22 protein-coding genes and 1 pseudogene are annotated in these 21,909 nt (G+C 68.7%); 8 read left to right on the plus strand and 15 right to left on the minus strand.

The window, feature by feature from the left end; all coding sequences use genetic code 11:
• Window positions 1-41 precede the first annotated feature (41 nt).
• From TVNIR_RS18155 to gpmI, 15 genes and pseudogenes are all read right to left on the minus strand, one after another.
• Entirely contained in the window at window positions 42-539 is a 498-nt protein-coding gene (locus TVNIR_RS18155) for a hypothetical protein (protein WP_418081374.1), read from the minus strand.
• 16 nt (window positions 540-555) lie between these two features.
• Window positions 556-1,188, minus strand: a complete 633-nt coding sequence (gene bamD / locus TVNIR_RS18160) for an outer membrane protein assembly factor BamD (protein WP_169794308.1) — start codon at window positions 1,186-1,188, stop codon at window positions 556-558.
• A 238-nt stretch (window positions 1,189-1,426) separates the two neighbouring features.
• On the minus strand, window positions 1,427-2,191 hold the full coding sequence (locus tag TVNIR_RS18165) for a type II secretion system protein N (RefSeq protein WP_015260549.1): 765 nt from the start codon (window positions 2,189-2,191) through the stop codon (window positions 1,427-1,429).
• Between the two features lie 11 nt (window positions 2,192-2,202).
• Complete coding sequence (gene gspM / locus TVNIR_RS18170) at window positions 2,203-2,694, minus strand: type II secretion system protein GspM (protein ID WP_015260550.1); 492 nt, start codon at window positions 2,692-2,694, stop codon at window positions 2,203-2,205.
• Entirely contained in the window at window positions 2,691-3,914 is a 1,224-nt protein-coding gene (gene gspL / locus TVNIR_RS18175; RefSeq protein ID WP_015260551.1) for a type II secretion system protein GspL, read from the minus strand. The genes gspM and gspL overlap by 4 nt, the downstream gene beginning before the upstream one ends.
• Window positions 3,915-3,968: 54 nt before the next feature.
• Window positions 3,969-4,766, minus strand: a complete 798-nt coding sequence (locus TVNIR_RS18180) for a type II secretion system minor pseudopilin (protein ID WP_015260552.1) — start codon at window positions 4,764-4,766, stop codon at window positions 3,969-3,971.
• Entirely contained in the window at window positions 4,763-5,395 is a 633-nt protein-coding gene (gspJ, locus tag TVNIR_RS18185) for a type II secretion system minor pseudopilin GspJ (protein ID WP_015260553.1), read from the minus strand. Before gspJ ends, TVNIR_RS18180 begins: the two co-directional genes overlap by 4 nt.
• Entirely contained in the window at window positions 5,392-5,802 is a 411-nt protein-coding gene (gspI, locus tag TVNIR_RS18190) for a type II secretion system minor pseudopilin GspI (RefSeq protein WP_015260554.1), read from the minus strand. The genes gspJ and gspI overlap by 4 nt, the downstream gene beginning before the upstream one ends.
• Window positions 5,802-6,308: a type II secretion system minor pseudopilin GspH gene (gspH, locus tag TVNIR_RS18195; protein WP_043739927.1), complete on the minus strand. Its 507-nt coding sequence runs from the start codon at window positions 6,306-6,308 to the stop codon at window positions 5,802-5,804. The genes gspI and gspH overlap by 1 nt, the downstream gene beginning before the upstream one ends.
• Window positions 6,309-6,331: 23 nt before the next feature.
• The gene (gspG, locus tag TVNIR_RS18200) at window positions 6,332-6,793 is read right to left on the minus strand and encodes a type II secretion system major pseudopilin GspG (RefSeq protein WP_015260556.1); all 462 of its coding nucleotides are present in this window, start codon (window positions 6,791-6,793) and stop codon (window positions 6,332-6,334) included.
• A gap of 2 nt (window positions 6,794-6,795) precedes the next feature.
• Window positions 6,796-8,011 (minus strand): annotated as a pseudogene (gene gspF / locus TVNIR_RS18205) (type II secretion system inner membrane protein GspF).
• Window positions 8,012-8,151: 140 nt separating this feature from the next.
• On the minus strand, window positions 8,152-9,663 hold the full coding sequence (gene gspE / locus TVNIR_RS18210) for a type II secretion system ATPase GspE (RefSeq protein ID WP_015260559.1): 1,512 nt from the start codon (window positions 9,661-9,663) through the stop codon (window positions 8,152-8,154).
• Window positions 9,664-9,686: 23 nt separating this feature from the next.
• Window positions 9,687-11,651, minus strand: coding sequence for a type II secretion system secretin GspD (gene gspD / locus TVNIR_RS18215; RefSeq protein ID WP_015260560.1), 1,965 nt, complete (start codon window positions 11,649-11,651; stop codon window positions 9,687-9,689).
• An 8-nt stretch (window positions 11,652-11,659) separates the two neighbouring features.
• Complete coding sequence (gene gspC, locus TVNIR_RS18220) at window positions 11,660-12,496, minus strand: type II secretion system protein GspC (protein ID WP_237251682.1); 837 nt, start codon at window positions 12,494-12,496, stop codon at window positions 11,660-11,662.
• A gap of 319 nt (window positions 12,497-12,815) precedes the next feature.
• Entirely contained in the window at window positions 12,816-14,366 is a 1,551-nt protein-coding gene (gene gpmI / locus TVNIR_RS18225) for a 2,3-bisphosphoglycerate-independent phosphoglycerate mutase (protein WP_015260562.1), read from the minus strand.
• A gap of 432 nt (window positions 14,367-14,798) precedes the next feature.
• Here gpmI and TVNIR_RS18230 point away from each other — a divergent pair, with 432 nt between their 5' ends.
• The 8 genes from TVNIR_RS18230 (at window position 14,799) to TVNIR_RS19445 (ending at window position 21,602) form a co-directional block, all read left to right on the plus strand.
• Complete coding sequence (locus TVNIR_RS18230) at window positions 14,799-15,476, plus strand: response regulator (protein WP_237251684.1); 678 nt, start codon at window positions 14,799-14,801, stop codon at window positions 15,474-15,476.
• Window positions 15,477-15,819: 343 nt separating this feature from the next.
• Window positions 15,820-16,392: an ArsR/SmtB family transcription factor gene (locus tag TVNIR_RS18235; RefSeq protein ID WP_015260564.1), complete on the plus strand. Its 573-nt coding sequence runs from the start codon at window positions 15,820-15,822 to the stop codon at window positions 16,390-16,392.
• Window positions 16,393-16,770: 378 nt separating this feature from the next.
• Window positions 16,771-17,733: a UDP-glucuronic acid decarboxylase family protein gene (locus TVNIR_RS18240; protein ID WP_015260565.1), complete on the plus strand. Its 963-nt coding sequence runs from the start codon at window positions 16,771-16,773 to the stop codon at window positions 17,731-17,733.
• Window positions 17,733-18,716, plus strand: a complete 984-nt coding sequence (galE, locus tag TVNIR_RS18245; protein WP_015260566.1) for a UDP-glucose 4-epimerase GalE — start codon at window positions 17,733-17,735, stop codon at window positions 18,714-18,716. Before TVNIR_RS18240 ends, galE begins: the two co-directional genes overlap by 1 nt.
• A 414-nt stretch (window positions 18,717-19,130) precedes the next feature.
• On the plus strand, window positions 19,131-20,144 hold the full coding sequence (locus tag TVNIR_RS18250) for an RpnC/YadD family protein (protein ID WP_015260567.1): 1,014 nt from the start codon (window positions 19,131-19,133) through the stop codon (window positions 20,142-20,144).
• 383 nt (window positions 20,145-20,527) lie between these two features.
• Entirely contained in the window at window positions 20,528-20,752 is a 225-nt protein-coding gene (locus TVNIR_RS18255; RefSeq protein ID WP_043739929.1) for a DUF433 domain-containing protein, read from the plus strand.
• A complete protein-coding gene (locus TVNIR_RS18260) occupies window positions 20,749-21,093 on the plus strand; it encodes a DUF5615 family PIN-like protein (protein ID WP_015260569.1) in 345 nt (114 codons plus the stop codon). Before TVNIR_RS18255 ends, TVNIR_RS18260 begins: the two co-directional genes overlap by 4 nt.
• Before the next feature lie 305 nt (window positions 21,094-21,398).
• Window positions 21,399-21,602 (plus strand): ABC-2 type transporter-like protein, encoded by a 204-nt coding sequence (locus TVNIR_RS19445; protein WP_015260570.1) that lies wholly within the window; start codon window positions 21,399-21,401, stop codon window positions 21,600-21,602.
• Window positions 21,603-21,909: the final 307 nt, after the last annotated feature.

Below are 21,909 nucleotides of genomic sequence, written 5' to 3' on the forward strand. Positions count from 1 at the left end.
CGCCGCTCCCACGCCGGCGTTGCCGCGGCTGCCGGTGCCGGCTATTCGAGGTAGGACTCCAGTACCTGCCAGGTCACGTTGCCATGGGCAACGTCGTACTCGAGCAGCATCTGCCCGCGCACGTGCCCATCCTCGAAGGTTGCGAGCACCCAGCGGTCGTTCAGCACGTGGATGCCATCGGGAACGAAGTACATCTGGCCGCCCAGCACCGGCGCGTGGGAAATCAGTTCCGGCTGCTCCAGCAGGCTCCTGGCCAGCTGCAATTCCGGCCGCGCGATTCCGCGACGCTGCATCGCCTGGACCTGGGCGTTGGTCAGGCCGACTTCGGCTGGCCGAGGCACCTCGTGCTGGGTGTACTGCGCGAGCTGCATCTGGGCGTCGAGCAGTTCGCGATTCGCCTCCGCGACATCACGTTCCAGTCCGATGCCGCGTGCTACGTAGATCGCCAGCACGACCACGAAGAACAGCATGAACCCCAGCCACGCCAGGCGCTCGGTGAACTTCAATCCCTCGGTCGAGGCCTGTTCCTCCGCCATCACTTCCTCCTGCTTGCGCTCACTCATCGGCGAGTTGCATCAGTAACTGGGCCGCGTCGGCTGCGGCCTGGGTGCGTGGGTAATACTGCACGACATATTCCGCGCGCGCCCGGGCCAGCGGCCGGTCGCCCCGCCGGTGTTCCCGGCGTGCCAGCGCGAACTCCGCGTCCGCGATCCCCTCGCGCAGGCGCACCAGGCGCGGCGCCAGGTTTTCCACGTACTCGGACAGCGGGCGTTCCCGCAGGTACACCGTGATCTCGCGGAACAGTCGCCGACCCTCCCCGATCCGAGCCTCGGGCTCGGTCACCGACGGCCGGGACCAAGCCCCAAAGCCCGCGAGCGCGTGCAGGTAGGCGGCATAGTCGGCATCCGGGTGCTCGGGGTGACGTTCCAGGAAGCCGGCCGATACCCGCCGCGCCCGCGTGAAGTCGCCGCCCTGCAGACAGGTCTGCCCGACCTCCAGCAGTCGGCGCGGGGCGTCCGTCGCACCCGCCTCCCAGAGGTCGTAGGCACCACGGCAGTCGCCCGCGCGCAGCGCCTGCTCCAGGCCGTCCGCGGGAACGGAGGGCCGGGGCTCCCCGGGCAGCGTGGCGCACCCGACCAGCCAGAGCAATGGCGCGAGGAGCAGGAGGCGAAGCGGTATGGCGGGCATCGAGGCTTTCGGCAGCATAAGGCACAGTCGCGCATGATACCGCGGATCCGCCAGCCCTTCAGCGCCACCGCTCGGGCGGCCGGGATGCAACGGAACCTCGGGCACCCCCGGAACGACTCGACCCCCTGGTCGGGCCTCGACGATGGCAGGCCACCGGTACTGTCGGCACGCGTGCAGCCCCGTCGGGAATGCTGCCCGGCACGGACCCGGGCCGCGCAGCCGTCCCTGCCGGCTACCGTCACCAGGCGGCGGATTCGCCGAGCGTGATCCGGTGGCTGCCGTCGGGCTGTGGCCGGGCGGCGGTGTTCAGCGCGCCCGACAGCGCCGGCGTGGCATCCGCAGCCGCCCGCAGCACGAGATCGACCCGGTAGCCGCCGTCCGGCCGCCAGCCGGCGGCACCGGCTATATCGAGTGGCGATTCCGGGGCCGATTCGATCTCGGCCAGCAGCATCCCGTCCCGCAGTCCCAGCACGGCCCGGTACTCCCCGAGCGGGATCGGCCGGGGCAGCCCGGCCGCGGCACCCCCCCAGGACAGCGCGCCCTGGGCCTCCTGAAAGCCGGTGTCGAAATGCCACGCGATGGCCGGCAGGTCCACACCGATCTGGCCATTGAGCAGCAGCGGCAGGTCGAACCATTCCTGCAGCCGCTGCGCGCCCAGCGTCCCACGCACGCCCTGCGCCTGCAGTTCGCCGGGCCTCAGGCGCAGCCGTCCGGTGACCTGGTCGCGGCCGCCTTCCCAATCCACCGCGAGTCCCAGGCGGCCGGTCAGCAGCGCAGCGGGCTGCCAGCGCCACGCGAGCGCGCCGGCATCGCGGCCATCGACCCGAATTCCGTCAGCCCGCCCGCGCCAGGTAGACCCCGAGACCGTCGCGACCTCCAGCGCGAAAGGCAGATCCAGCCGTGGCTCGGCCACGCGCCAGACGACGCCGGCGGGGGCGGTCCCGGCCAGCGCCACCAGGTAGGCGACGAGCACCACCGCCGCGGCGCCGAGCAGGCGCTTCACGCGCCCCCGCCTCATGAGCGCCCGGTCATCGGTTCGACGCGCAGCTGGACGTTCACCCGTCCGGGTTCCGGCCCAGGATCGATGCCGAGGCTGATCACCTGAAGTCCGTGTCCGGACTCCAGCGTGGCCAGCCAGCGTATCAGTGCGGGATAGGCGGCCCCTTCCAGTTCGGCCTCGACACCCGATTCCAGCGGGCGAACGCGGCGCAGCGCAGCGCCGAGCCCTGCCGAGCGCGCGGAGACGTCGACGATCCCGAGCGGCGAGCCTCCGGGGCGCGTCGGAACCGGTCCTGCGGTTTGCGCCCGCGCGCGCACGGCCGGCGCCTGGGCCTGCATCCATGCGTGCTCGTCCACCAGCTGCTGCAGCCGGTCGGCGAGGAGTTCCCGGCGTTCCAGGGCGGGTTCGAGCACGAACAGGAAGGCGCCGGCGAGCAGCCCGACCAGCGCTGCGAGCAGTACGATGCGCCGTTCACGATCGGCCAGCCCGTCCCACCAGGCCTTCACGATCCGCCGCCTCCGATCTGAAGCCGCGCCCGTACGCCCTCCTCGCCGGACTCGGCCGCGAGGATGCGCACACCGGTGCCAAGCCCTTCGCGCAGCCGGTTGCGCAGTTCGTCCAGCGCGGCGATGCTGGCCAGATCCAGCTCGAGTTCCAGCCGGTCCGCGTCGGCGCGCAGCTGGCGCATCTCCCCGCCAGCCGCGACCAGGATCGGTGCCGCCGCCGCCAGCCGTTCCGCGACTGGGCCGGAACCTGCGGGGGCCGCCGCGCCGGCTTCGAGCGCCTGGCGGAACTGCGCCGGTGGATCGACCATCCGCGTGCCCGGCAGCGTCTCCTCGAACAGCTCGGCGATCGCCTGATCGATGCGCCGGGCCTCGTTCTCGAGTTGGTAGACCTCGACCCACAGCGACGCCGTCCACAATACGGCCAGGGCCGCCGCGATCCCGGCCGGAACCCGCCACTGCGCCCACAGCGCGCGGCGGGCCCCGCCCGGCGCGTAGCGTTCGGTGAGGAGGTTCGCCGGCGGCCGGCGGCGCAGCGCCGGCGCGACCAGGCCGAGCAGGTCTCCATCCCAGTGGTGGAACCGTACTTCGGTGCGTTCGTGCACGGTTGCGGGCAATCGATCCGCGGGTCCGAACCATTCGATTCCCGCCTGCGCGGCAGGCTCGTCCAGCCAGCGGTTCAGCCACCACGGCAGCAGATCGCCGGACACTGCGAGGCGCTCGCCGCTGCCGGCGTCGGCGAGCAGGCAGCGCTCGTCCTGGCACCAGATGCGCAGCCGGCCTTCGGCCGCCTCGGGAAGCAGCAGGGTGTCGGGCAGCAGCGCGTGGGCGCTGACACCGGCCTCGCGCAGGGTGCCCAGCCAGGCCTCGAGATCCCGGTGTGCCGCGACCGCTGCCAGCAGCCGGCCGTCCGGGCGGCGCGGCCCGGCGACGATATGCAATGCCTCGAGATCCTCGCTCAGGCGTTCTTCGAGTGCGAATGGCAACGCCTGCAGTTGCGCGGCCCGGGCGCGCGCGGGTATCGCCACCAGGTGCAGCAGCACGCGCTCGCCGGGAACCAGCGCCAGCACACGGTCGGCGCTGCCCACCCGTGTCCGGATCTCCGGCAGGACCGACCGGCCCCGCGCCACGATCGCGCCGGCGCCGTTCACCCGTGCCCACGCCAGTGCGGGCGGCGGACCGCCCGCGTCCGGCTCGGGCAGGCTGAGGACGAACCAGTTCATCGGCGCGTCGCGGTTCCGGTCGGGCCTCGGAAGGGTGCGGGTCGGATCACGGGACTAGTTCTCGCAGCTGGTGAACTCGCGGACCACGGTGAGCCCGTTCGGGGCATCGAGGACCGCGCAATGGAAGAAATCGTTCCTGGGCAGCCGGGCGACCAGGGCCAGCCTGAAATAGCGCAGCTCGCCCGCCTCGTCCGGCTGAGCCGCAACGGCGTCGCGGACCGGATCCGGAGCGCCGTCCAGATCGATCAGGTTATCGGTTCCGGGACGCGCGGTCACGTAGGGTGCGACTGCCTCCCAGATCTCGGGTGTGATGCCCTGCACCCGGTTCAGCTCCGACGCCAGCAGAAACGGGCGGTTTCCGCTGCGCTCGGGCGGTGTCCGCAGCCGGTAAACGGGGTCGTCGGTCTCCGGATCCATCCAGTCGCGTACCGCGGCGGCAAACTGCTGCGCCTGCCAGGCCGCGATACCGGCCTCGGCGCCGGCCTGCGTGACCAGTGCAGCGAACTCGGCCAGCGGCGGATCGTCCGCGCGCGCAAGGCTGTTCAGATTGAACCGGCAGTGCAGGTTCTCCAGCCGGGCCACCAATGGGATCCCGTCCACCTCCAGCGGCAGCGCGGGCGACACGCACTCGTCCCAGGGCAGGTCGCCGAGATCCGGCACCTGTTCCAGCATCCGCAGCGTCATGACCTCGGCGCCGAGCAGCAGCGCTCGCGCGTGATCCTGTTCAAACAGCAGGCCGGAGCGCTCGATCTGCGTGTGATCGCGCACGCTCATGCCGATCGCGGCGGTCACCGCGATCGCGACGACCAGCAGCGCGGTGATCAATGCCACGCCCTGTTGCGCCTGTTTCATGATCCGTCCGGAAGGCTCAGGTGTCGCTCGATGCGGCCCAGTCCGGGAACGTCCAGCACGACCTCGACCAGCGCCGGCAGCGCCGCGGGGTTCTCGATCGCGCGCAGCGGCGGCCAGGCATCGAGCACTTCCTCGCCGCGCGGACCCGATACCACGAAACGCAGTTCGAGCCCTGGCGCTTCGCGCACGCCGTCGCGATCCTGCGTGGCCAGGAATATCCGCGCCAAGGGTTCCTGGTCGTCGCCGGGATCCACGACCTCCCAGATGCGCCGCTCGAGCCCCTCCTCGGTGGCCCGCCAGGCGACCCGCCGCAGCCGCCGCGTGCCGCCGTTGCCGGTGCGTACCAGCTCGAGTTCCGGATCGGTGGCGAGCGGGCTGTAGCGCAATGGCGCCTGCCGGTCGCCGAAGCGGTCGCGTAGGTCGATCGCCGCGACCTGGCGCAGGTCGCGCTCCAGCACCGCCAGCGTGATCTGGAGTTCGGCCAGCATTCCGCCACGCAGCCGGGTCTGCGCGTCGCTGGTCAGCACCGCTTGCAGGCCACCGTACGCGACCGCGCTGACCACCGCGAACACCGCCACCGCGATCAGCAGTTCCAGCAGCGTGAAGCCGCGTGCGCGACGCCGGTTCATGGCAACAGATACCCGAGCACCCGGGCGCGCACGTCGGTCGCCGGCCCCGACGCGGGCCAGACCGTGACCTCCACGCGCAGCACCGGCGGCAGTTCCAGTGCCGCATCGGGCTGTTCCTCGCGGATCTCCACGTGGTACTCCCAGTCCTGGTCGGCCTGGCGCACGCTGCCTTCGCTCGTGCCGGCGCGCGCCGGAAGCAGCCCGGCCTCGTAGCGTGCCAGCAGGTTCTGCGCGGCCCAGTGGGCGAGCGTCCGTTCCTGCAGGTAATACGTGTTGCGCGCGTGCTCCGATCCGGCCTTCACCAGCGCGCCCAGCGCCACCGCCAGGATCGCCAGCGCGACCAGCACCTCGAGCAGCGTGAACCCGTGCATCGCGCGCCGCCGGGAGGGTGAGCGTGCGGCCGGCATCAGCGCAGCGTTTCCCATTCCAGCCGGCCGTCGGGCAGACCCGTGACGCGAAGCACCGCTCCGCCCTGTACGGGCCGAAGCTCCAGCTCGAACGCCGTGAGCTCGCCGGCGCCGTTGAACAGCACCTGCGGCCGGTCGGCGCGGTCGTCTAGCGGGATCCTGCGCCCGTCCTGGCGCAGCCTCAGCTCCAGCCCCAGGCGCTCGAGCGAGCGCGGGCCCAGCGGCGCCCGCTCGACCTCCACCCAGGTCACCCGGTCGTCGTCCAGGAACACGCGTTCGAGGAAGGCATAGCCGTCGCGCGAGAAGCCCAGCGCGCGTTCCTGGCCGGTCAGTAGCGCTTCATCGCGGGCGAGTCCGGCCAGCTCCACCAGCCGCCGCGCTTCGTGTTCCATCACCCGGGACGGCCCGCCGCCGACCGCCAGCACCGCGAGCCCGGCCACCAGGCCGAGGATCAGCAGCACCACCAGCAGCTCGAACAAGGTGAATCCGCGTGCTGGTGCCGCCATCGCCGGGTGCCGGTCGCGCCGCCTCAGAACTCGTCGAGGTTCCAGTTACCGATCTCGGCGTTGATCCCGCTGCCGCCGCGGCGGCCGTCGGCACCGAAACTGAAGACGTCGAACTCGCCCCGGGTGCCGGGATTCAGGTACTGGTAGTCGTTGCCCCAGGGATCCTTGGGCAGCCGGTCCATATAGCCGCCCGAGCGGTAATTGCGCGGTTCCGGGCCCGAGCTTGGCCGCTCGACCAGCGCCTGGAGCCCCTGCGTGGTGGTCGGGTACGCGAAGTTGTCCAGCCGGTACAGGTTCAGGGCCGACTCCATCGCCCGGATGTCGCTCTTGACCTTGGTGATGCGCGCGTCGTCGGGACGATCCATCACTCGCGGCACCACGATCGCGGCCAGGATCCCGAGGATCACGACCACCACCATGATTTCGATCAGCGTGAAGCCGCCACTGCGGGCGCGGGGCGTGGAAAGCGTCGGGTTTCGGGGCATGACTAGTTCACCAGTTGGTTCAGTTCGAAAATCGGCAGCAGGATCGCCAGCACGATGGTCAGCACCACCGCGCCCATGGTCACGATCAGCAGCGGCTCGAATAATGCCACCACCATGCCGATCCGTGTCTCCAGCTCGCGCTCCTGGGTCTCGGCGGCGCGTTCCAGCATCTCGTTCAGCCGGCCGCTGGACTCGCCGCTCTTGATCAGGTGCACGGTCATGGGCGGGAAGTAGCCGCTGTGTTCCAGCGCGCGGCCGATCCCGCTGCCTTCGCGGATGCGCTGGGATGCCGCGATCACCGCCGAACGCATCGGCAGGTTGCCGATCACTTCCGCACCGGTACGCAGCGCATCCAGCAATGGGACACCGCTGGTGGCCAGAATGCTCATCGTGCGTGCGAACCGGGCCGTATTCACGCCGCGCACCAGCCGACCGATCAGCGGCAGCCGCAGCAGCAGCCGGTGATACCGCTCGCGCCAATGTTCCCTGCGCAGCAGCCGTCGGAACGCGACGAACCCTGCCACCAGCACCGTCAGCACCCAGAACCCGTAGTCGCGCAGCGCGTCGCTGGCCGCGATCAGTGCCCGAGTCAGCCAGGGCAAATCCTGCCCGATCCCGGCGAACACCTGTACCACCTCGGGCACCACGAACGCGAGCAGCGCCACGGTCACGCCGATCGCGACCAGTGTCAGGATCAGTGGGTAGAACAGGGCCATCGACACCTTCTGGCGCAGTGCGTTGCGGCTCTCGGTGTAGTCGGCCAGCCGCTCCAGTACCAGGTCCAGGTGCCCGGACTGCTCGCCCGCGGCCACCGTGGTCCGGTACAGATCGGGAAACACGCGCGGGAAGGCCGCCATCGCCGGGGCCAAGGCATGCCCCTCCATCACCCGCGTGCGCACCGCCGTCAACACGTTGCGGATCCGTGCCTTCTCGGTCTGGCGGGCGACCGTGCCCAGAATCTCCTCGACCGGCAGCCCGGCTCGGGCCAGCGTCGCCATCTGGCGTGTCGCCAGCGCCAGATCCAGCGCGCTGATGCCGCGCCCGCCGCCCCCCAGGCCGCCCGCGCCGCCGCGCCGTTCCGAGACCTCCTCGACCTGGAGCGGGGTCGAGTCCCTCCTGGCGCAGCCGCGCGCGCACCGCCCGGGCGGTGTCCCCTTCGGCGACCCCCTTGCGCTTGCGCCCGCCGGTGTCCAGCGCCTGGTATTCAAATGCCGGCATCGTCCGTTACCATCGCCAGTTCATAAGCGCGTCTCCCGCCAGGCGGGCGAGGAGAGAAAGCCGCTCCCCCGCTCGCGGGCGAGGGGTTGGGGAGGGGGAAAAAGTGCATGGCCCCGGCAGATGCAGTGCCGCATCCACGCTCAGTCCTCGCGCGTGACGCGCACCACTTCCTCGACCGAGGTGGTGCCGTCCAGGATCCGGCGCACGCCGTCGCTGCGGATGCCTGGCGTGCTGCGGCGCGCGTGGTCGGTCATCGCGCGTTCGCCCGCGCCGTCGTGGATCATCTGGCGCAGCGTGTCGTCCACCTCGATCAATTCGTAGATCCCGGTCCGGCCCCGGTAGCCGAGGCCGTTGCAGTCGGGACAGCCTCGCGCATGGTAGATCGTCGGTGGGCGCCCCGGATCCTGCCCGAGCAGCTCGCACTCCGCGCGCGTTGCCGCCGCCGGCTCGCGGCAGCTGGTGCACAACACGCGCACCAGCCGCTGCGCGAGGATGCCGTTCAGCGTGGATGCGAGCAGGAAGGGCTCGACGCCCATGTCGCGCAGCCGAGTGATCGCACCCACCGCGGAATTGGTGTGCAGCGTCGAGAAGACCAGGTGCCCGGTCAGGCTCGCCTGCACCGCGATCTGCACCGTCTCCAGGTCGCGGATCTCGCCGACCATCACCACGTCCGGATCCTGGCGCAGGATCGCGCGCAGGCCGCGGGCGAAGGTCATGTCGACCCGGGTGTTGATCTGCGTCTGGCCGATGCCGTCGAGGTAGTACTCGATCGGATCCTCGACCGTCAGAATGTTCCGACTGCGGTCGTTCAGGCGCATCAGTGCCGCGTAGAGCGTCGTCGTCTTGCCGGAGCCGGTGGGCCCGGTGACCAGCACGATGCCGTGTGGCCGGCCGATGACCCGTTCCATCGCATCGTACTGCTCCTGCGACATCCCCAGGTGGCGCAGTTCGAGCCGCCCGGCCTGCTTGTCCAGCAGGCGCATCACCACGCGCTCGCCGTGCCCCGAGGGCAGCGTCGACACGCGCACGTCGACCGGCCGCCCGGCGACGCGCAGCGAAATTCGCCCGTCCTGCGGCAGGCGCTTCTCGGCGATGTCGAGCCGCGCCATCACCTTGACCCGGGACACGATCAGCGGGGCCAGTCCGACCGGAGGGTTCAGCACCTCGCGCAATACGCCATCGACCCGCAGGCGCACCGACAGACGCGACTCGAACGGTTCGATGTGGATGTCCGACGCGTTCTCGCGCACCGCCTCGGTCAATAGCGCGTTGATCAGCCGGATGATCGGCGCGTCGTCCTCGGCCTCGAGCAGATCCTCCGGCTCGGCCAGCGATTCCGCGACACTGAGCAGGTCGCCTTCGTCGCCCAGCCCCTCCACCAGGTTCATCGCCTCGCCGCTCGAGCGTTCGTGCTGCTCGCGCAGCTTGCGGTCGAATTCCTCGGTGCTCAGCGTCGCCAGCTGCAGCCGCTCGGCGCTGCGCCTGCGGATCTCCAGCACCGCCATCGGATCGGCGTCCGCGCGCAAGTACACGATGCGCTGGCCGTCGACGGCCGGTCCGGGCAGCACGCCGGAACGGCGCGAGAACCCGTAGCCGGGGCTCAGGGGCTCGTGCGCGCCGCCAGCCGCGGCCCGGTCCCCCGCGGCGCTCATCGCCCCAGGCTCCGGCAGGCCGCTCACGGTCGATCTGCGGCCGGTCCGGGGTCGGCTCCGCGATGGACCTCGGAAAACGGCGGCGGCAGGTAGGTGAGCTGCTCCCAGTCGGCCATGACCGGGGTATCGCCGGCGAAGGCCCGGCCGCCGCGCTGCGCCTCGCGCAACTGCTGCTGGCGGATGAAGCTGTATTTCTCGCTGGTCAGTTCCGCCCCGGCCATGCCGGTGCGCACGATGCGCGGATACAGGAACACCATCAGGTTGCGCTTCTCGGTGTTGTCGCTGTCGTAGCGGAACAGGCGCCCCAGCCCCGGAATGTCGCCGAGCCCGGGAATCTGGTCGCGGGTTTCGACCCGGCTCTCCGAGATCAGGCCTCCGAGCACCAGCATTTCGCCGTCGTCGACCATCACGTGGGTGCGCAGCGTACGGGTATTGGTGACCAGATCGGCGGCATCGCCTTTCGGCGCGATCTGCGAGACCTCCTGCTCGATCTCGAGGCGGATCGCGTCGCCTTCGTTGATCTGCGGGCGCACGCGCAGCTTCACGCCGATGTCCTCGCGGCGGATGGTATCGAAGGCCTGCCCGGAGTCCTCCAGCGAGCGCCCGACCACGAACGGCACGTTCTGGCCGACCACGATCTCGGCCTCCTCGTTGTCCAGCGTCAGCAGGCTGGGCGTGGACAGGATGTTGCTCGCGGTATCCCCCTGCAGCGCGCTGATCAGCACCGCGATCTGGGTGCTGCCGATACTGCCGATGCCGCCGAGCGAGAGGCCGTCGCCCGGATTCGGGGGGCTGGCCACCGACCCTCCGAGCCAGGCTTCGATGCCGGCACCGAGCTGCAGCAGCCCGCGCCCCTGCCGGTCGAAGTTGATCAGGCCGACTCCCGAGCTGGGCGAGCCGGCAGCCCACTGCACGCCGAGTTCCCGTGCGCGTTCCGACGAGACCTCCGCGATCACTGCCTCCACCAGCACCTGCGCGCGGCGGATGTCGAGTTTCTCGATCACGTCCGCGTAGTCGCGGGTGTGTTCGGGGGCACCGAAGATCACCACGGCGTTCGTGCTCTGGTGGGCCTGGATGCGCACCGCACCCTCGCGCTGCCCGCGTGGATCGCCCCCGGTCTCTGCCGTCTGGCGCGACTCGGCGATGCCGCGCAGCACCTCGACCACGTCCTCGGCCTGCGCATAGCGCAGGTAGTGGACCTGAGTGTTGCCGGCCGCCACCGGGCTGTCCAGCTGCGACACCAGCGCGCGCAGCCGCAGGCGGCGTTCGGGATCGCCGGCCAGGATGATCGCATTGGCGCGCTCGTCGGCGAGCACACGCAGCCGCGCCCGGGGCATCTGCCCGTCGGCGCCCGCGCCGGTCTCGAGTTCGCGCAACTGTTCGGCCAGCCGGCGCGCATTCGCGTGGCGTAGTTCGATCACCTCAAAGCCCTCGACCGCCGGCTGGTCGATGCGTGCGACCAGTTCCCGGATCCGGCGCACGTTCCCGGCCGTGTCGGAGACCAGCAGCGCGTTGGTCTCGGTGGCCGCCGCCAGGTGGCCTCCCTGCGGCACCAGCGGGCGCAGGATCGGGACCAGCTGCGCCGCACTGACGTGCTCGGTCTGGATCACGTGGGTCACGATCTCGTCTTCGCGCAGGCGCTCGTGCGCGAACAGGTTCGGTACGTCGCCCTGCTTGGCCTGTACGTCGGGCACGATCTTGGTCGCGGCCTCGCTCGGTACCGCCGCGAAGCCGTAGACCTTCAGCACGCCCAGGAACAGGTCGTAGAGCTCAGAGCGGGCGACCGGGCGGCCGGAAACTACCGAAACGCGCCCACGCACCCTGGGGTCGACGATGAAGTTGGTGCCCGTCTCCTCGGCGACGAGGTCGATCAGTGTCTGGATCTCCGCGTCGCGGAGGTTCAGCGTCAGCGTATCGGCCTGCGCCAGCCCGGTGGCGGAACCGCCCAGTGCAACGAGGAGCAGAAGGGATAGAAATCGGTACAGCATGAGTGTTCTCAATCCAGCAGCTGAATGCCCAGGGAGATCGACTGCCCGTTGCGTTCCAGCACGATATCGACCCGACTCTGGCCCGCCAGATCCTGCAGCAGGCGGTCGATATCGTCGATCGCGGACAACGGTATGCCGTTGACGGACGTTATCACGTCGCCGGCCTGAAGTCCGGCCTGGCGGAACTCGCGGGCGTTGCGCACCGGGCGGAGCTCGACGCCATGCAGCTCGCCGGCGCGGATGATCGGGCGCGCCTGTACCGCCTGCATCAGGCGTTCGGGATCGCCGAGCCACTCGGAACGCTGCAGGCTCGGTTGGCCCCGGGCCGCCGGCGCTGCAGCGGCCGCGCGCGGCGACGCACCCGCAACCGCACCCGAGTTTCCGTCGGCGCGGGGCAGCCGCAGCGTTTCCAGACGACCGTCGCGTTCCAGGATGACCCGGTCGGCATGGATCTGGTGCAGGCGGGCCTGCCCGGCGATCGTATCGCCCACGGTGTACAGGCGCTCCTGGCTTCCTCCCTCGGCAATGATCGCCCAGCCGCGCTCGGGATGGTCGCCTGCCATCAGGCCCAGCAGGCGCAGGCGGAGCCGCGTTTCCGGCGCAACGACCGGTGCCGGGTCCGCCGGTGTACCGAGTTCACCGAACAGCGCCAGCCCGGCGACATGCGCCAGCGGCGATTCGCTCGGTTCGCGATCGGCGGCCGGGCCGGGGTCGGACCGGATTTCGATGCTCACCGGAGGGCGTATTTGCGGTTCGACGATCTGCCAGGTCACCCGGGCGGCTAGCACCCCGATGGCCAGCAGCAGCACGATGCTGACGGTGCGGGGCAACACGGATGCAGACATCGGCAACGCGGCCATTAAGGGCAAGCTCAGTCGGGCGCGCGCCAGCACATGGCGCACACCGGTGCCAGCGCGCTGACAGCGCCCGCCGAGCCGGGACTCAAGTCGAATTCAGGGACCGCTTTCATTCTGCCAATGTAGCATGCGCGGGCTGACGGGCAGCGCTGGCCTGGCTGGAGGGATGGCCCGCCAACAAGGGCTTGGGGACGCGCACACAGGCCGTGCCAAGAATGTGGCAAAGCGTTCACAGCCATCGCAATGCAGCATGGCTGTGCGGGCATGCGCATCGTGCAGCCGGGACGCGCCGCGGTTCACGGGCCGGTCAGGCGCTGTCCGGGACCTCATCCAGCAGCAGGCTCCGGCCCGACATCGCCTTCGGCTGCGGTACGCCCATCAGCGCGAGCACGGTCGGGGCGACATCGGAGAGCCCGCCACCGGTGGTCAGCCGCCAGCGCTTGCCGTCGGTCACCATGCACATCACCGGATAGATGGTGTGCTGGGTGTGTGGTTCGCCGGTAACCGGATCGATGTATTCGTCGCAGTTGCCGTGGTCGGCGGTCAGGATTACCGAGTACTCGTGTTCCCGGGCCGCGTCCAGCACCCGGCCGACCTCGCTGTCCAGCGTTTCGACCGCCTGGATCAGCGGTTCGCGCTTGGCGGTATGGCCCACCATGTCGCCGTTCGCGAAGTTCACCAGCACGAAGCCGTAGCGGCCGCTGGCCATCGCCGCGATGGTCTCGTCGGCGACCTCGCGCGCACTCATCTCCGGCTGCTGGTCGTAGGTGTCCACCGACGGCGACGGCACCATCACCCGGTCCTCGCCAGCATTCGGCTCCTCGCGCCCGCCGTTGAAGAAGAACGTCACGTGCGCGTACTTCTCGGTCTCCGCGCAGTGGAACTGCGGGATCCCGGCATTCGCGATCGTGCCGGCCAGTGTGGTGCCGGGCCGCTCCGGCGGGAACGCGATCGGCGACAGGAACCGCGGCTCGTACTCGGTCAGGCAGGTCGTGGAGACCGGATGGAAATCGCCCCGGTCGAAGCCCGTGCAGCTGTCCATGCCCAGTGCCGCGGTCAGCTGCCGCGGCCGGTCGTTGCGGAAGTTGAACAGCACGCAGACTGCATCGGCGTCCAGCGGCATCGGCTCGCCGACAATCCGCGGCTTGATGAATTCGTCGGTCTCGCCGGCATCGTAGGCCGCCTCGATCGCGGCCCGCGCGCTCTCGGCGGGTTCGCCCTCGGCGAACGCGATCGCACGGAACGCGCGCTCGGTGCGGTCCCAGCGCTTGTCCCGGTCCATCGCGTAATAGCGCCCGCAGACGCTGGCGATGCGGCCGCCGGCCTCCTCAAGGCGCCGTTCCAGCTCCGGCAGGTAGCTCAGCGCCGAGCGCGGCGGGGTGTCGCGGCCGTCGGTGATCATGTGCACGATCGGCTGCACCTCCTGCCGGCGGCAGATCTCGACCAGCGCCAGCAGGTGGCGAATGTGGCTGTGTACGCCACCGTCGGACACCAGGCCGATCAGGTGCAGCGGCTGGTCCTTCGACCGGGCCGCGTTCGCCGCACTGAGCAGCGCGTCGTTGTCGAAAAAGCTGCCGTCGCTGATGGCATCGTCGATGCGTACCAGATCCTGCCGTACGATGCTGCCCGCGCCCAGCGTCAGGTGTCCGACCTCGGAGTTGCCCATCTGCCCCGCCGGTAGCCCGACCGCGCGGCCCGAGGCGTCGAGCGTGGTGTGGGAGTTCGTGGACAGGTACTCGTCCAACCGCGGGGTGTTGGCTTCCGCGAAGGCGTTGTTCACCTTGCTCGGGTTCACGCCAACGCCGTCCATGATGATCAGGATCACCGGGCGCCGGGGAGTGGGACGGGGGTCAGCCATGTCGCATTCGACTCCGTGGAACGAAAGAGTGGCATTTTAGCAATTCTGCATGCACAGATGGTGCCGGCCCGGTAACTTTGTGCATATCGTGGTCGTGGAAGGTCCACGCTTTGGCGTCGGGACATACGGGCGGCCAGATCCGTCGCCCGGCGTGCGTTTCGCCGCGAACCCCGTCCCAGCCCCTGGCAGGGATTGGCGGATGACGGCCTTGGGCTTCTTCCCGTACTCGTCATGCCCGTGCGGACTGGCGGGGCGCCCGCTGCTTCCCGCGCCCGTCCCGGCCGTACGCACCGGGTGTTGCGGCCGCTCATAAGCTTTCGCGGTTATACTGAGCCGCATGAGTTTGCAGCAGCCCCGTGAGTTGCGACGGTCCCCGGCCCATGGCCACCGGCACCCGTGGAACCGCTGTGCGGGGCGCCGCAGGGTGTCGTCATGAACAAGGAGCCCGCGGATCGGCAGGGAGGTGCGGCTATGAACATCGGTGTGGTGGTGGCGGATGCGCGGCCCATCGTGCTCGAAGGGCTGAACGCCCTCATTTCCTCGCAGCCCGACATGAGGGTCGTCGCGCGTTGCGAGCGGGGAGGCGAGGCCCTGGAAGCGATTCGGGAACGCCGTCCCGATATCGCGATCGTCGATCTGGCGCTGCCGGACCAAGACGGGTTGGCGCTTCTGCGCGTCCTCCGGGAGCAGGCGCTGCCGACGCGCTGCGTGCTGTTCGCCGACGCGCTGAACGACGAACAGGCGGTCGAAGCCACGCGCCTGCAGGTAGAGGGGATCGTGCTGAAAGACATGCCCACCCGCTTGCTGCTGCAATGCATCCGCAAGGTGCACGACGGCGGCCGCTGGCTGGAAACGCAGTCGATGACCCGCGTCGTGGACCGGCTGCAGCGCCAGGAGGCGCAGCGCAGCGACCTGCTCGGCCGTTTGTCCCCGCGCGAACTCGACGTGACCCGCCACGTGGTCGCCGGACTCAACAACAAGGACATCGCCGAAGAGCTGTCACTGAGCGTCGGAACGATCAAAATCCACCTGCACAACATCTACGAAAAGCTGGGCATCCGCTCCCGCCTGCAGCTCGCCGCCTACGCCCGCGAAAAGGGCTTCGGCTGATCGCGCCCGCGTTGCAGCGCAAGCAGCAGCGCAGCCGCCCATGACCTAAGGGTATTCAAAGTCTTTTCGGGTACGTGTCGGTGTTCATCCGCGGCCCGTTTTCGTCCTTCAGGGTGCCCCTGCGCCCGGTATCGCTTCGCCTCATTCATCGCTTCACTCCCAGGACAGGCATTCGGCGCGCGTCATCCCGGAAATCCCTGTGGCAGTGCCATCGACCGTCCGTGCTGGCCATGTGATCGCTTCGACAGAAGTGTCGTGGAGCCCGCCACTGCGCGGGGCGGGTCGATGCTTGACCGTCGCCGTTCCGCTGTCTATCGTTCTGAAAAACAGAACACTACGCGGCATGAAGGATCTTTTCACCGGCCTGATCACCAGCAAGACGCGCATCCGGATCCTGATGCGGCTGTTCCTCAATCCCGAGGGCAACGCGTACCTGCGCGAGCTGGCCGAGGAGTTCGCGGTATCGCCGAGCCAGGTGAAGGAGGAACTCAGCCAGCTGAGTCAGGCCGGACTGCTCGAGAGCGAGAAGCAGGGCCGGCAGATCCACTACCGCGCGAACCGGCGCCACCCGCTGTTCCCGGAACTGCACTCGATGGTGCACAAGGCGCTCGGCATGGACCGCATCATCGACAGCGTGATCGAGCGGCTGGGCCGGTTGGAGCTCGCGTTCCTCCTCGACGACTATGCCGAGGGCCGGGACACGGGCATCATCGACCTGGGCCTGGTCGGCGACATCGACCCGGTCAACCTGGGCGACCTGGTGCGCAAGACCGAGCGCTACATTGGTCGGAAAATCCGGACCCTGGTGCTCTCCCGCGAGGAGTATGAGCGGATGCGGCCGGTGCTGGAGAAGCGCCCGCTGCTGCGGTTGTGGGCGCACCGTGAAACACCGCAGCGACAACTGGGCGCGGCATAGGCGGCGCGTCCGCAGGCAAGGCCCGGCCATGGGCCGACGTTCCGACCCGGCCGGCCCGTGATGGGACCGGGCCGGGCTCCCAGAGGCAGTTCCGTTCCGGACCTGTCGTGGCGGTAGCGTGCCCGGGGCTGGTCCTCCGGAACGCCCCGGCCGCACGAACGCAGCGAGGCACTCGCCGGGACGGGAATACGGCGCCACCTGCCGCTTCCGGGCGTGCCGCAGCGCTGCTGGTCGGGCGCCGCGGGTCCGCGCCCGGCGACCGCTTCCGCTGGTGCCGGGTCGTGGAGATCCCGGTCGATACCCTCGCGAGGGCGTTACACTACCCGGCTGACGACGCCGCCCGTCGCGGCAGACCACCCCAGCAGAGCACCTTCCTTTATGCACTACGCCCTGAGAAAACGCGCTCTCGTCACCGGCGGCGCCGGCTTCCTCGGTTCACACCTGTGTGAGCGGCTGCTGGAGCGCGGCGACGATGTGCTTTGCGTCGACAACTTCTTCACCGGCACCAAGGACAACATCGTCCACCTGCTGAACAACCCGCATTTCGAACTCATCCGCCATGACGTGACCTTTCCGCTCTATGTCGAAGTGGGCGAGATCTACAACCTCGCCTGTCCGGCCTCGCCCATCCACTACCAGCACGATCCCGTGCAGACCACCAAGACCAGCGTGCACGGCGCGATCAACATGCTTGGCCTGGCCAAGCGGGTAAAGGCGAAGATCTTCCAGGCCTCCACCAGCGAGGTGTACGGCGACCCGGAGATACACCCGCAGGAAAAGACCTACTGGGGCCGCGTGAATCCCATCGGTCCGCGTGCCTGCTACGACGAGGGCAAGCGCTGTGCCGAGCCCCTGTTCTTCGACTACCACCGCCAGCACGCGCTGCGGATCAAGGTCGCGCGCATGTTCAACACCTACGGCCCACGCATGCACCCGAACGATGGGCGCGTGGTCTCGAACTTCATCGTGCAGGCACTGAACAACCGGCCCATCACCCTCTACGGCGACGGCAGCCAGACCCGTTCGTTCTGCTACGTGAGCGACATGGTCGACGGCTTCCTGCGGCTGATGGACAGCCCGGACGACGTGACCGGCCCTGTAAACCTGGGCAACCCGGTCGAGTTCAGCGTGCGCCAGCTCGCCGAGCAGATCATCGAATTGGCCGGTTCCAGCTCCGACCTGATCCTGCAGCACCTGCCACAGGACGACCCGCGGCAGCGCCCCCCGGACATCACCCTGGCCCGCGAGCAACTCGGCTGGGAGCCCGCCATCCAGCTGCGCACCGGCCTCAAGGCCACGATCGCCTATTTCGACGCCCTGCTCCGGGAGCGCGCGGCCTGATGCAAGTCCTCGTGACCGGTGGTGCCGGCTACATTGGCAGCCATGCCTGCAAGGCGCTGGCGCGGGCCGGGCATCTGCCCGTGACCTACGACAACCTGAGCCGGGGCTTTCGCAGCGCGGTGCGCTGGGGACCGCTCGAAGAGGGAGACCTGAACGACCGCAAACGGCTCGAGGCCGTCGTTGCCCGCTACCGGCCCGAGGCCGTGATGCACTTCGCCGCGCTCTCCTACGTGGGCGAGTCGGTCGCCGAACCGGCGCTGTACTACCGCAACAACGTCGCCGGCAGCCTCACCCTGCTCGAGGTGCTGGTGCGGCACGGAGTGCACCACCTGGTGTTCTCCAGCACCTGCGCCACCTACGGCAACCCGCGACAGCTGCCGCTGCGCGAGGATCACCCGCAGGAGCCGATCAACCCCTATGGCGCGTCCAAGCTGATGATCGAGCGAATGCTGCGCGACTTCGGCGCTGCGTATGGCCTGCGCTCCCTGTCCCTGCGCTACTTCAACGCAGCGGGCGCGGATCCCGACGGCGAGATCGGCGAGATGCACGACCCGGAGACCCACTTGGTCCCCATCGCGCTGCAGGCCGCACTCGGCCAGCGCGAAAAGATCCAGGTGTTCGGCGACGACTACGACACCCCGGACGGAAGCTGCATCCGCGACTACATCCACGTGACCGACCTGGCCGACGCCCACCTGCTCGCGCTCGACTACCTGCGCGGCGGCGGCGCCAGCACTCACCTGAACCTGGGCAGTGGCCACGGCCACTCGGTGTTCGAGGTGATCGACGAGGCCCGGCGCGTCACCGGAAGGCCGATCGCGATGGAGATCGCCCCGCGCCGACCCGGCGACCCGCCCGTGCTCACGGCCACCGCAGCCCGTGCCCGCGAAGTCCTCGGGTGGCAGCCCCGCCACCCGGAACTCGCCGCCATCCTTGAGCACGCCTGGGCCTGGCACAAGAATGGGTCCCGGGCCTCGAACTGACCTTCCCGTGTGTAGCGCACGGCCCATCGCAGGACAACGCGCACGATGCGAGCCGTCTCCATATCGCGCCGGCACCCGGTGATCATTCGGCGCGAGCTGCGCATCGCCTTGGTATTCGGCCGGGTCCGTAGAGAGAGACTGCTTCCGTGGCAAAGCCTGTGGGCGAGCCGATGTTTAAGCTGCGCGTGGCGAAACCGGTACACTGTCTGCGAGGATGGCAATCCCGGATGATGGGAATCCGTTGTCAGCTCAATCGGAGGAAGGGAGGCCCCGATCGTGAAACTCTCCGTCGGTGTCAATGGCGAGGACATCCATACCCGCCTTGCCGCCTGGTGAGCGGGCGAATCGAGCGCGAATCGTGATGACAGCCCGCAAACCGAGGCACAGGACGCTCACCTGCAACGAGAGGCCACCATGGATGGTGAAGAACGGAACGATGATTACGATTCCCCGTGGAAAGACGCCATCACCCGGTATTTGCCGGAGTTCATGGTCTTCTACTTTCCGAACGCCCATGCCGAAATCGACTGGAACCGGCCGCATCGGTTTCTCGACCAGGAACTGGCGCAAGTGGTCCGGGATGCCGAGCTGGGCAAGCGGAGCGTCGATCGCCTGGTGGAAGTGGCGACTCATGCTTCCGGTACGCGCTGGGTCTACGTGCATATCGAAGTGCAGGGCCAGCACGACGCGGGCTTTGCCGAGAGGCTGTTCGTCTACAACTATCGGCTGTTCGATCGCTACCGGCGGCCGATCGCGACGCTGGCCGTTCTCGCCGACGAGCGCCCGCACTGGAAACCGGAGCGTTACGGCTACGAGCTGTTCGGCTGTCGGCACTATCTGGAGTTTCCAGCGGTCAAACTGCTGGACTACCAAGACCGTCTGGAGCCATTGCTGGCCGATCCGAATCCGTTTGCGTTGGTGACGGCGGCGCATCTGCTCACGCGGCAGACGCGGCACGACCCGCAGAGCCGGTATGCGGCGAAATGGCGGCTGGCGCGATTGCTCTACCAGCGGGACTGGGACCGGCAGCGGATCATCGACCTGTTCGCGGTCATCGACTGGCTGCTACGCTTGCCGCAAGAACTGGAAGAACGGCTTTGGGGCGCGGTGATGGAACTGGAGCAGGAGAAGAACATGCCATACGTGACATCGGTTGAGCGGATCGGGCTGCGCCGGGGCCTGGAACAGGGTAGGAAGGAAGGTCTGCAGGAAGGTAGCAGAATAGGCCGTCAGGAAGGTCTGCAGGAAGGTAGTAAAATAGGCCGCCAGGAAGGCGAGGCCATCGTGCTTCTGCGCCTGATCGAACTCAAGTTTGGCCCGCCGGATGCCGTCGTGCGCAAGCGCGTGGAATCCGCCGATGCGGAGACGCTGCTGCGCTGGTCCGAACGCATTCTGACTGCCGCGAGCCTGGACGAACTCTTCGTCTGATCGCCTTGGCGGCGCATCGCCCATCGGGAGCCACTCCTGAAAGTCACGGCCATGGCCCCGCCGCGCAGCCCGTATCGCCAGCGCTGGCCCGGGGCCATGACTGGCACAGTCTCCGCGCCCTTGCCCGGAGAACGTCCAATACCAACCCATTTCCCCGCAAGGCGCCCATGTTACAAGGCGAGACCTGACCCCTATGGCTTGTTACAAGGCGAGACCTGACCCCTATGGCTACGTGACCCCTATGGCTACGCGGGTCGGGTCTTCATCAGGCGCTTGTGGGAACGCCGGCGGGCCGTCTATCGTCGAAACGGCGGTTGATCGTTGATCGCGCTATGCTGGTATCGCGCTGAGCAGTTGCCTGGAAATCCGGGGGAGATCCCGTCATGAATGACCTTCTGAGGAGAATCACCGTGAACCCCGCACAGTGCGGCGGTCGCCCCTGTGTGCGCGGCATGCGCATTCGGGTCACCGATGTATTGGACCTGCTGGCGCAGGGCCTCAGCACCGAGCAGGTCCTCGCCGAAATGCCCGATCTCGAGGCGGAGGACATCGCGGCCGCATTGCAGTACGCCGCACGCAAGCTCAATCACCCGATCCTGGCCGCATGAGAATCTGGGTTGACGCCCAACTCTCTCCCCACCTCGCCCCCTGGCTCACCGAGCGCTTCGGTATCGAAGCATACTCCGTCCGCCGGCTGGGATACCGCGACGCCACCGACGAAGCCATCTTCGCGGCCGCGCGCGAAGCCGATGCGGTGGTGATGACCAAGGATCGCGATTTTCTGAACCTCCTCGATGCACAGGGACCTCCACCAAGGGTGATCTGGATCACCATGGGAAACACCTCCAACGCCCGCATGCGGGCCGTGTTGGACTCAGTATTCCTCGAGGCACTTGCTTCGCTGCGCCAAGGCGAGGCGATGGTGGAGATCACTGATCTCATGCCCTGAAGTTGGATCCACCATGCATTACGCCGAAGCGCCGCCTCTTCGTCATCGCGGCCGCAGCGAAGCGGAGAGCCGGGCTCCAGCCGGGGCCGGGTAGGCCCACGACGTTCGTGGTTCCGCCAAGCCCCTATGGATCCCGGATCAAGTCCGGGATGACGGCCACAATGAAAGACGTGACGACGGATCGACGACCCTGTAGATAACTCACCGCCACCCGTGTCCTGAATGACCCCACCCCCCCCCACGACCCCGTCACCATCGACACCCCCGGCTCGGCCCTGCGCCAGCCGTCGCGCCTGCTCGCGGACATGTTCCGGGACATCTGGCGAGGCCGTGGCGTCGCCTGGCGGCTCGCGGTGCGCGACATCAGCGCCCAGTACCGCCAGACCGCTCTGGGCCTCATGTGGGCGTTGATCCTACCGCTCGCGAACACCGCCGTGTGGATCTTCCTGAACGGTTCCGGCATCGTGCAAGTCAGTGTTACCAGGCGAGACCTGACCCCATGCGTGTGACCCCATGCGTGCTCTGATGCAGCAGGGCCGCGTGATCGCTCTCGACGGCAGCCTCGCGATGGCGGCCGCCTGCTTTCCGTCGATCTCGCATTGCCGATGGCGGACAGCATCATCCTCGCAACCGCTCGGGAGTTCGGTGCGACGCTCTGGATCCAGGATGCAGATTTCGAGGGAATCGAGGGCGTTCGTTACTTTCCCGCTGCTAAGGCGCCTACGCCCCGCGCTTGTTGATTGCAAAAGCATCCTGCACCAAGCCGAAACGCTGCCCCGTCATCCCGGGCCGGAGCGGAGCGGAGAGCCGGACTAA

The sequence above is a fragment of the Thioalkalivibrio nitratireducens DSM 14787 genome (genome assembly GCF_000321415.2).
Taxonomy (GTDB): Bacteria; Pseudomonadota; Gammaproteobacteria; order Ectothiorhodospirales; family Ectothiorhodospiraceae; genus Thioalkalivibrio; species Thioalkalivibrio nitratireducens.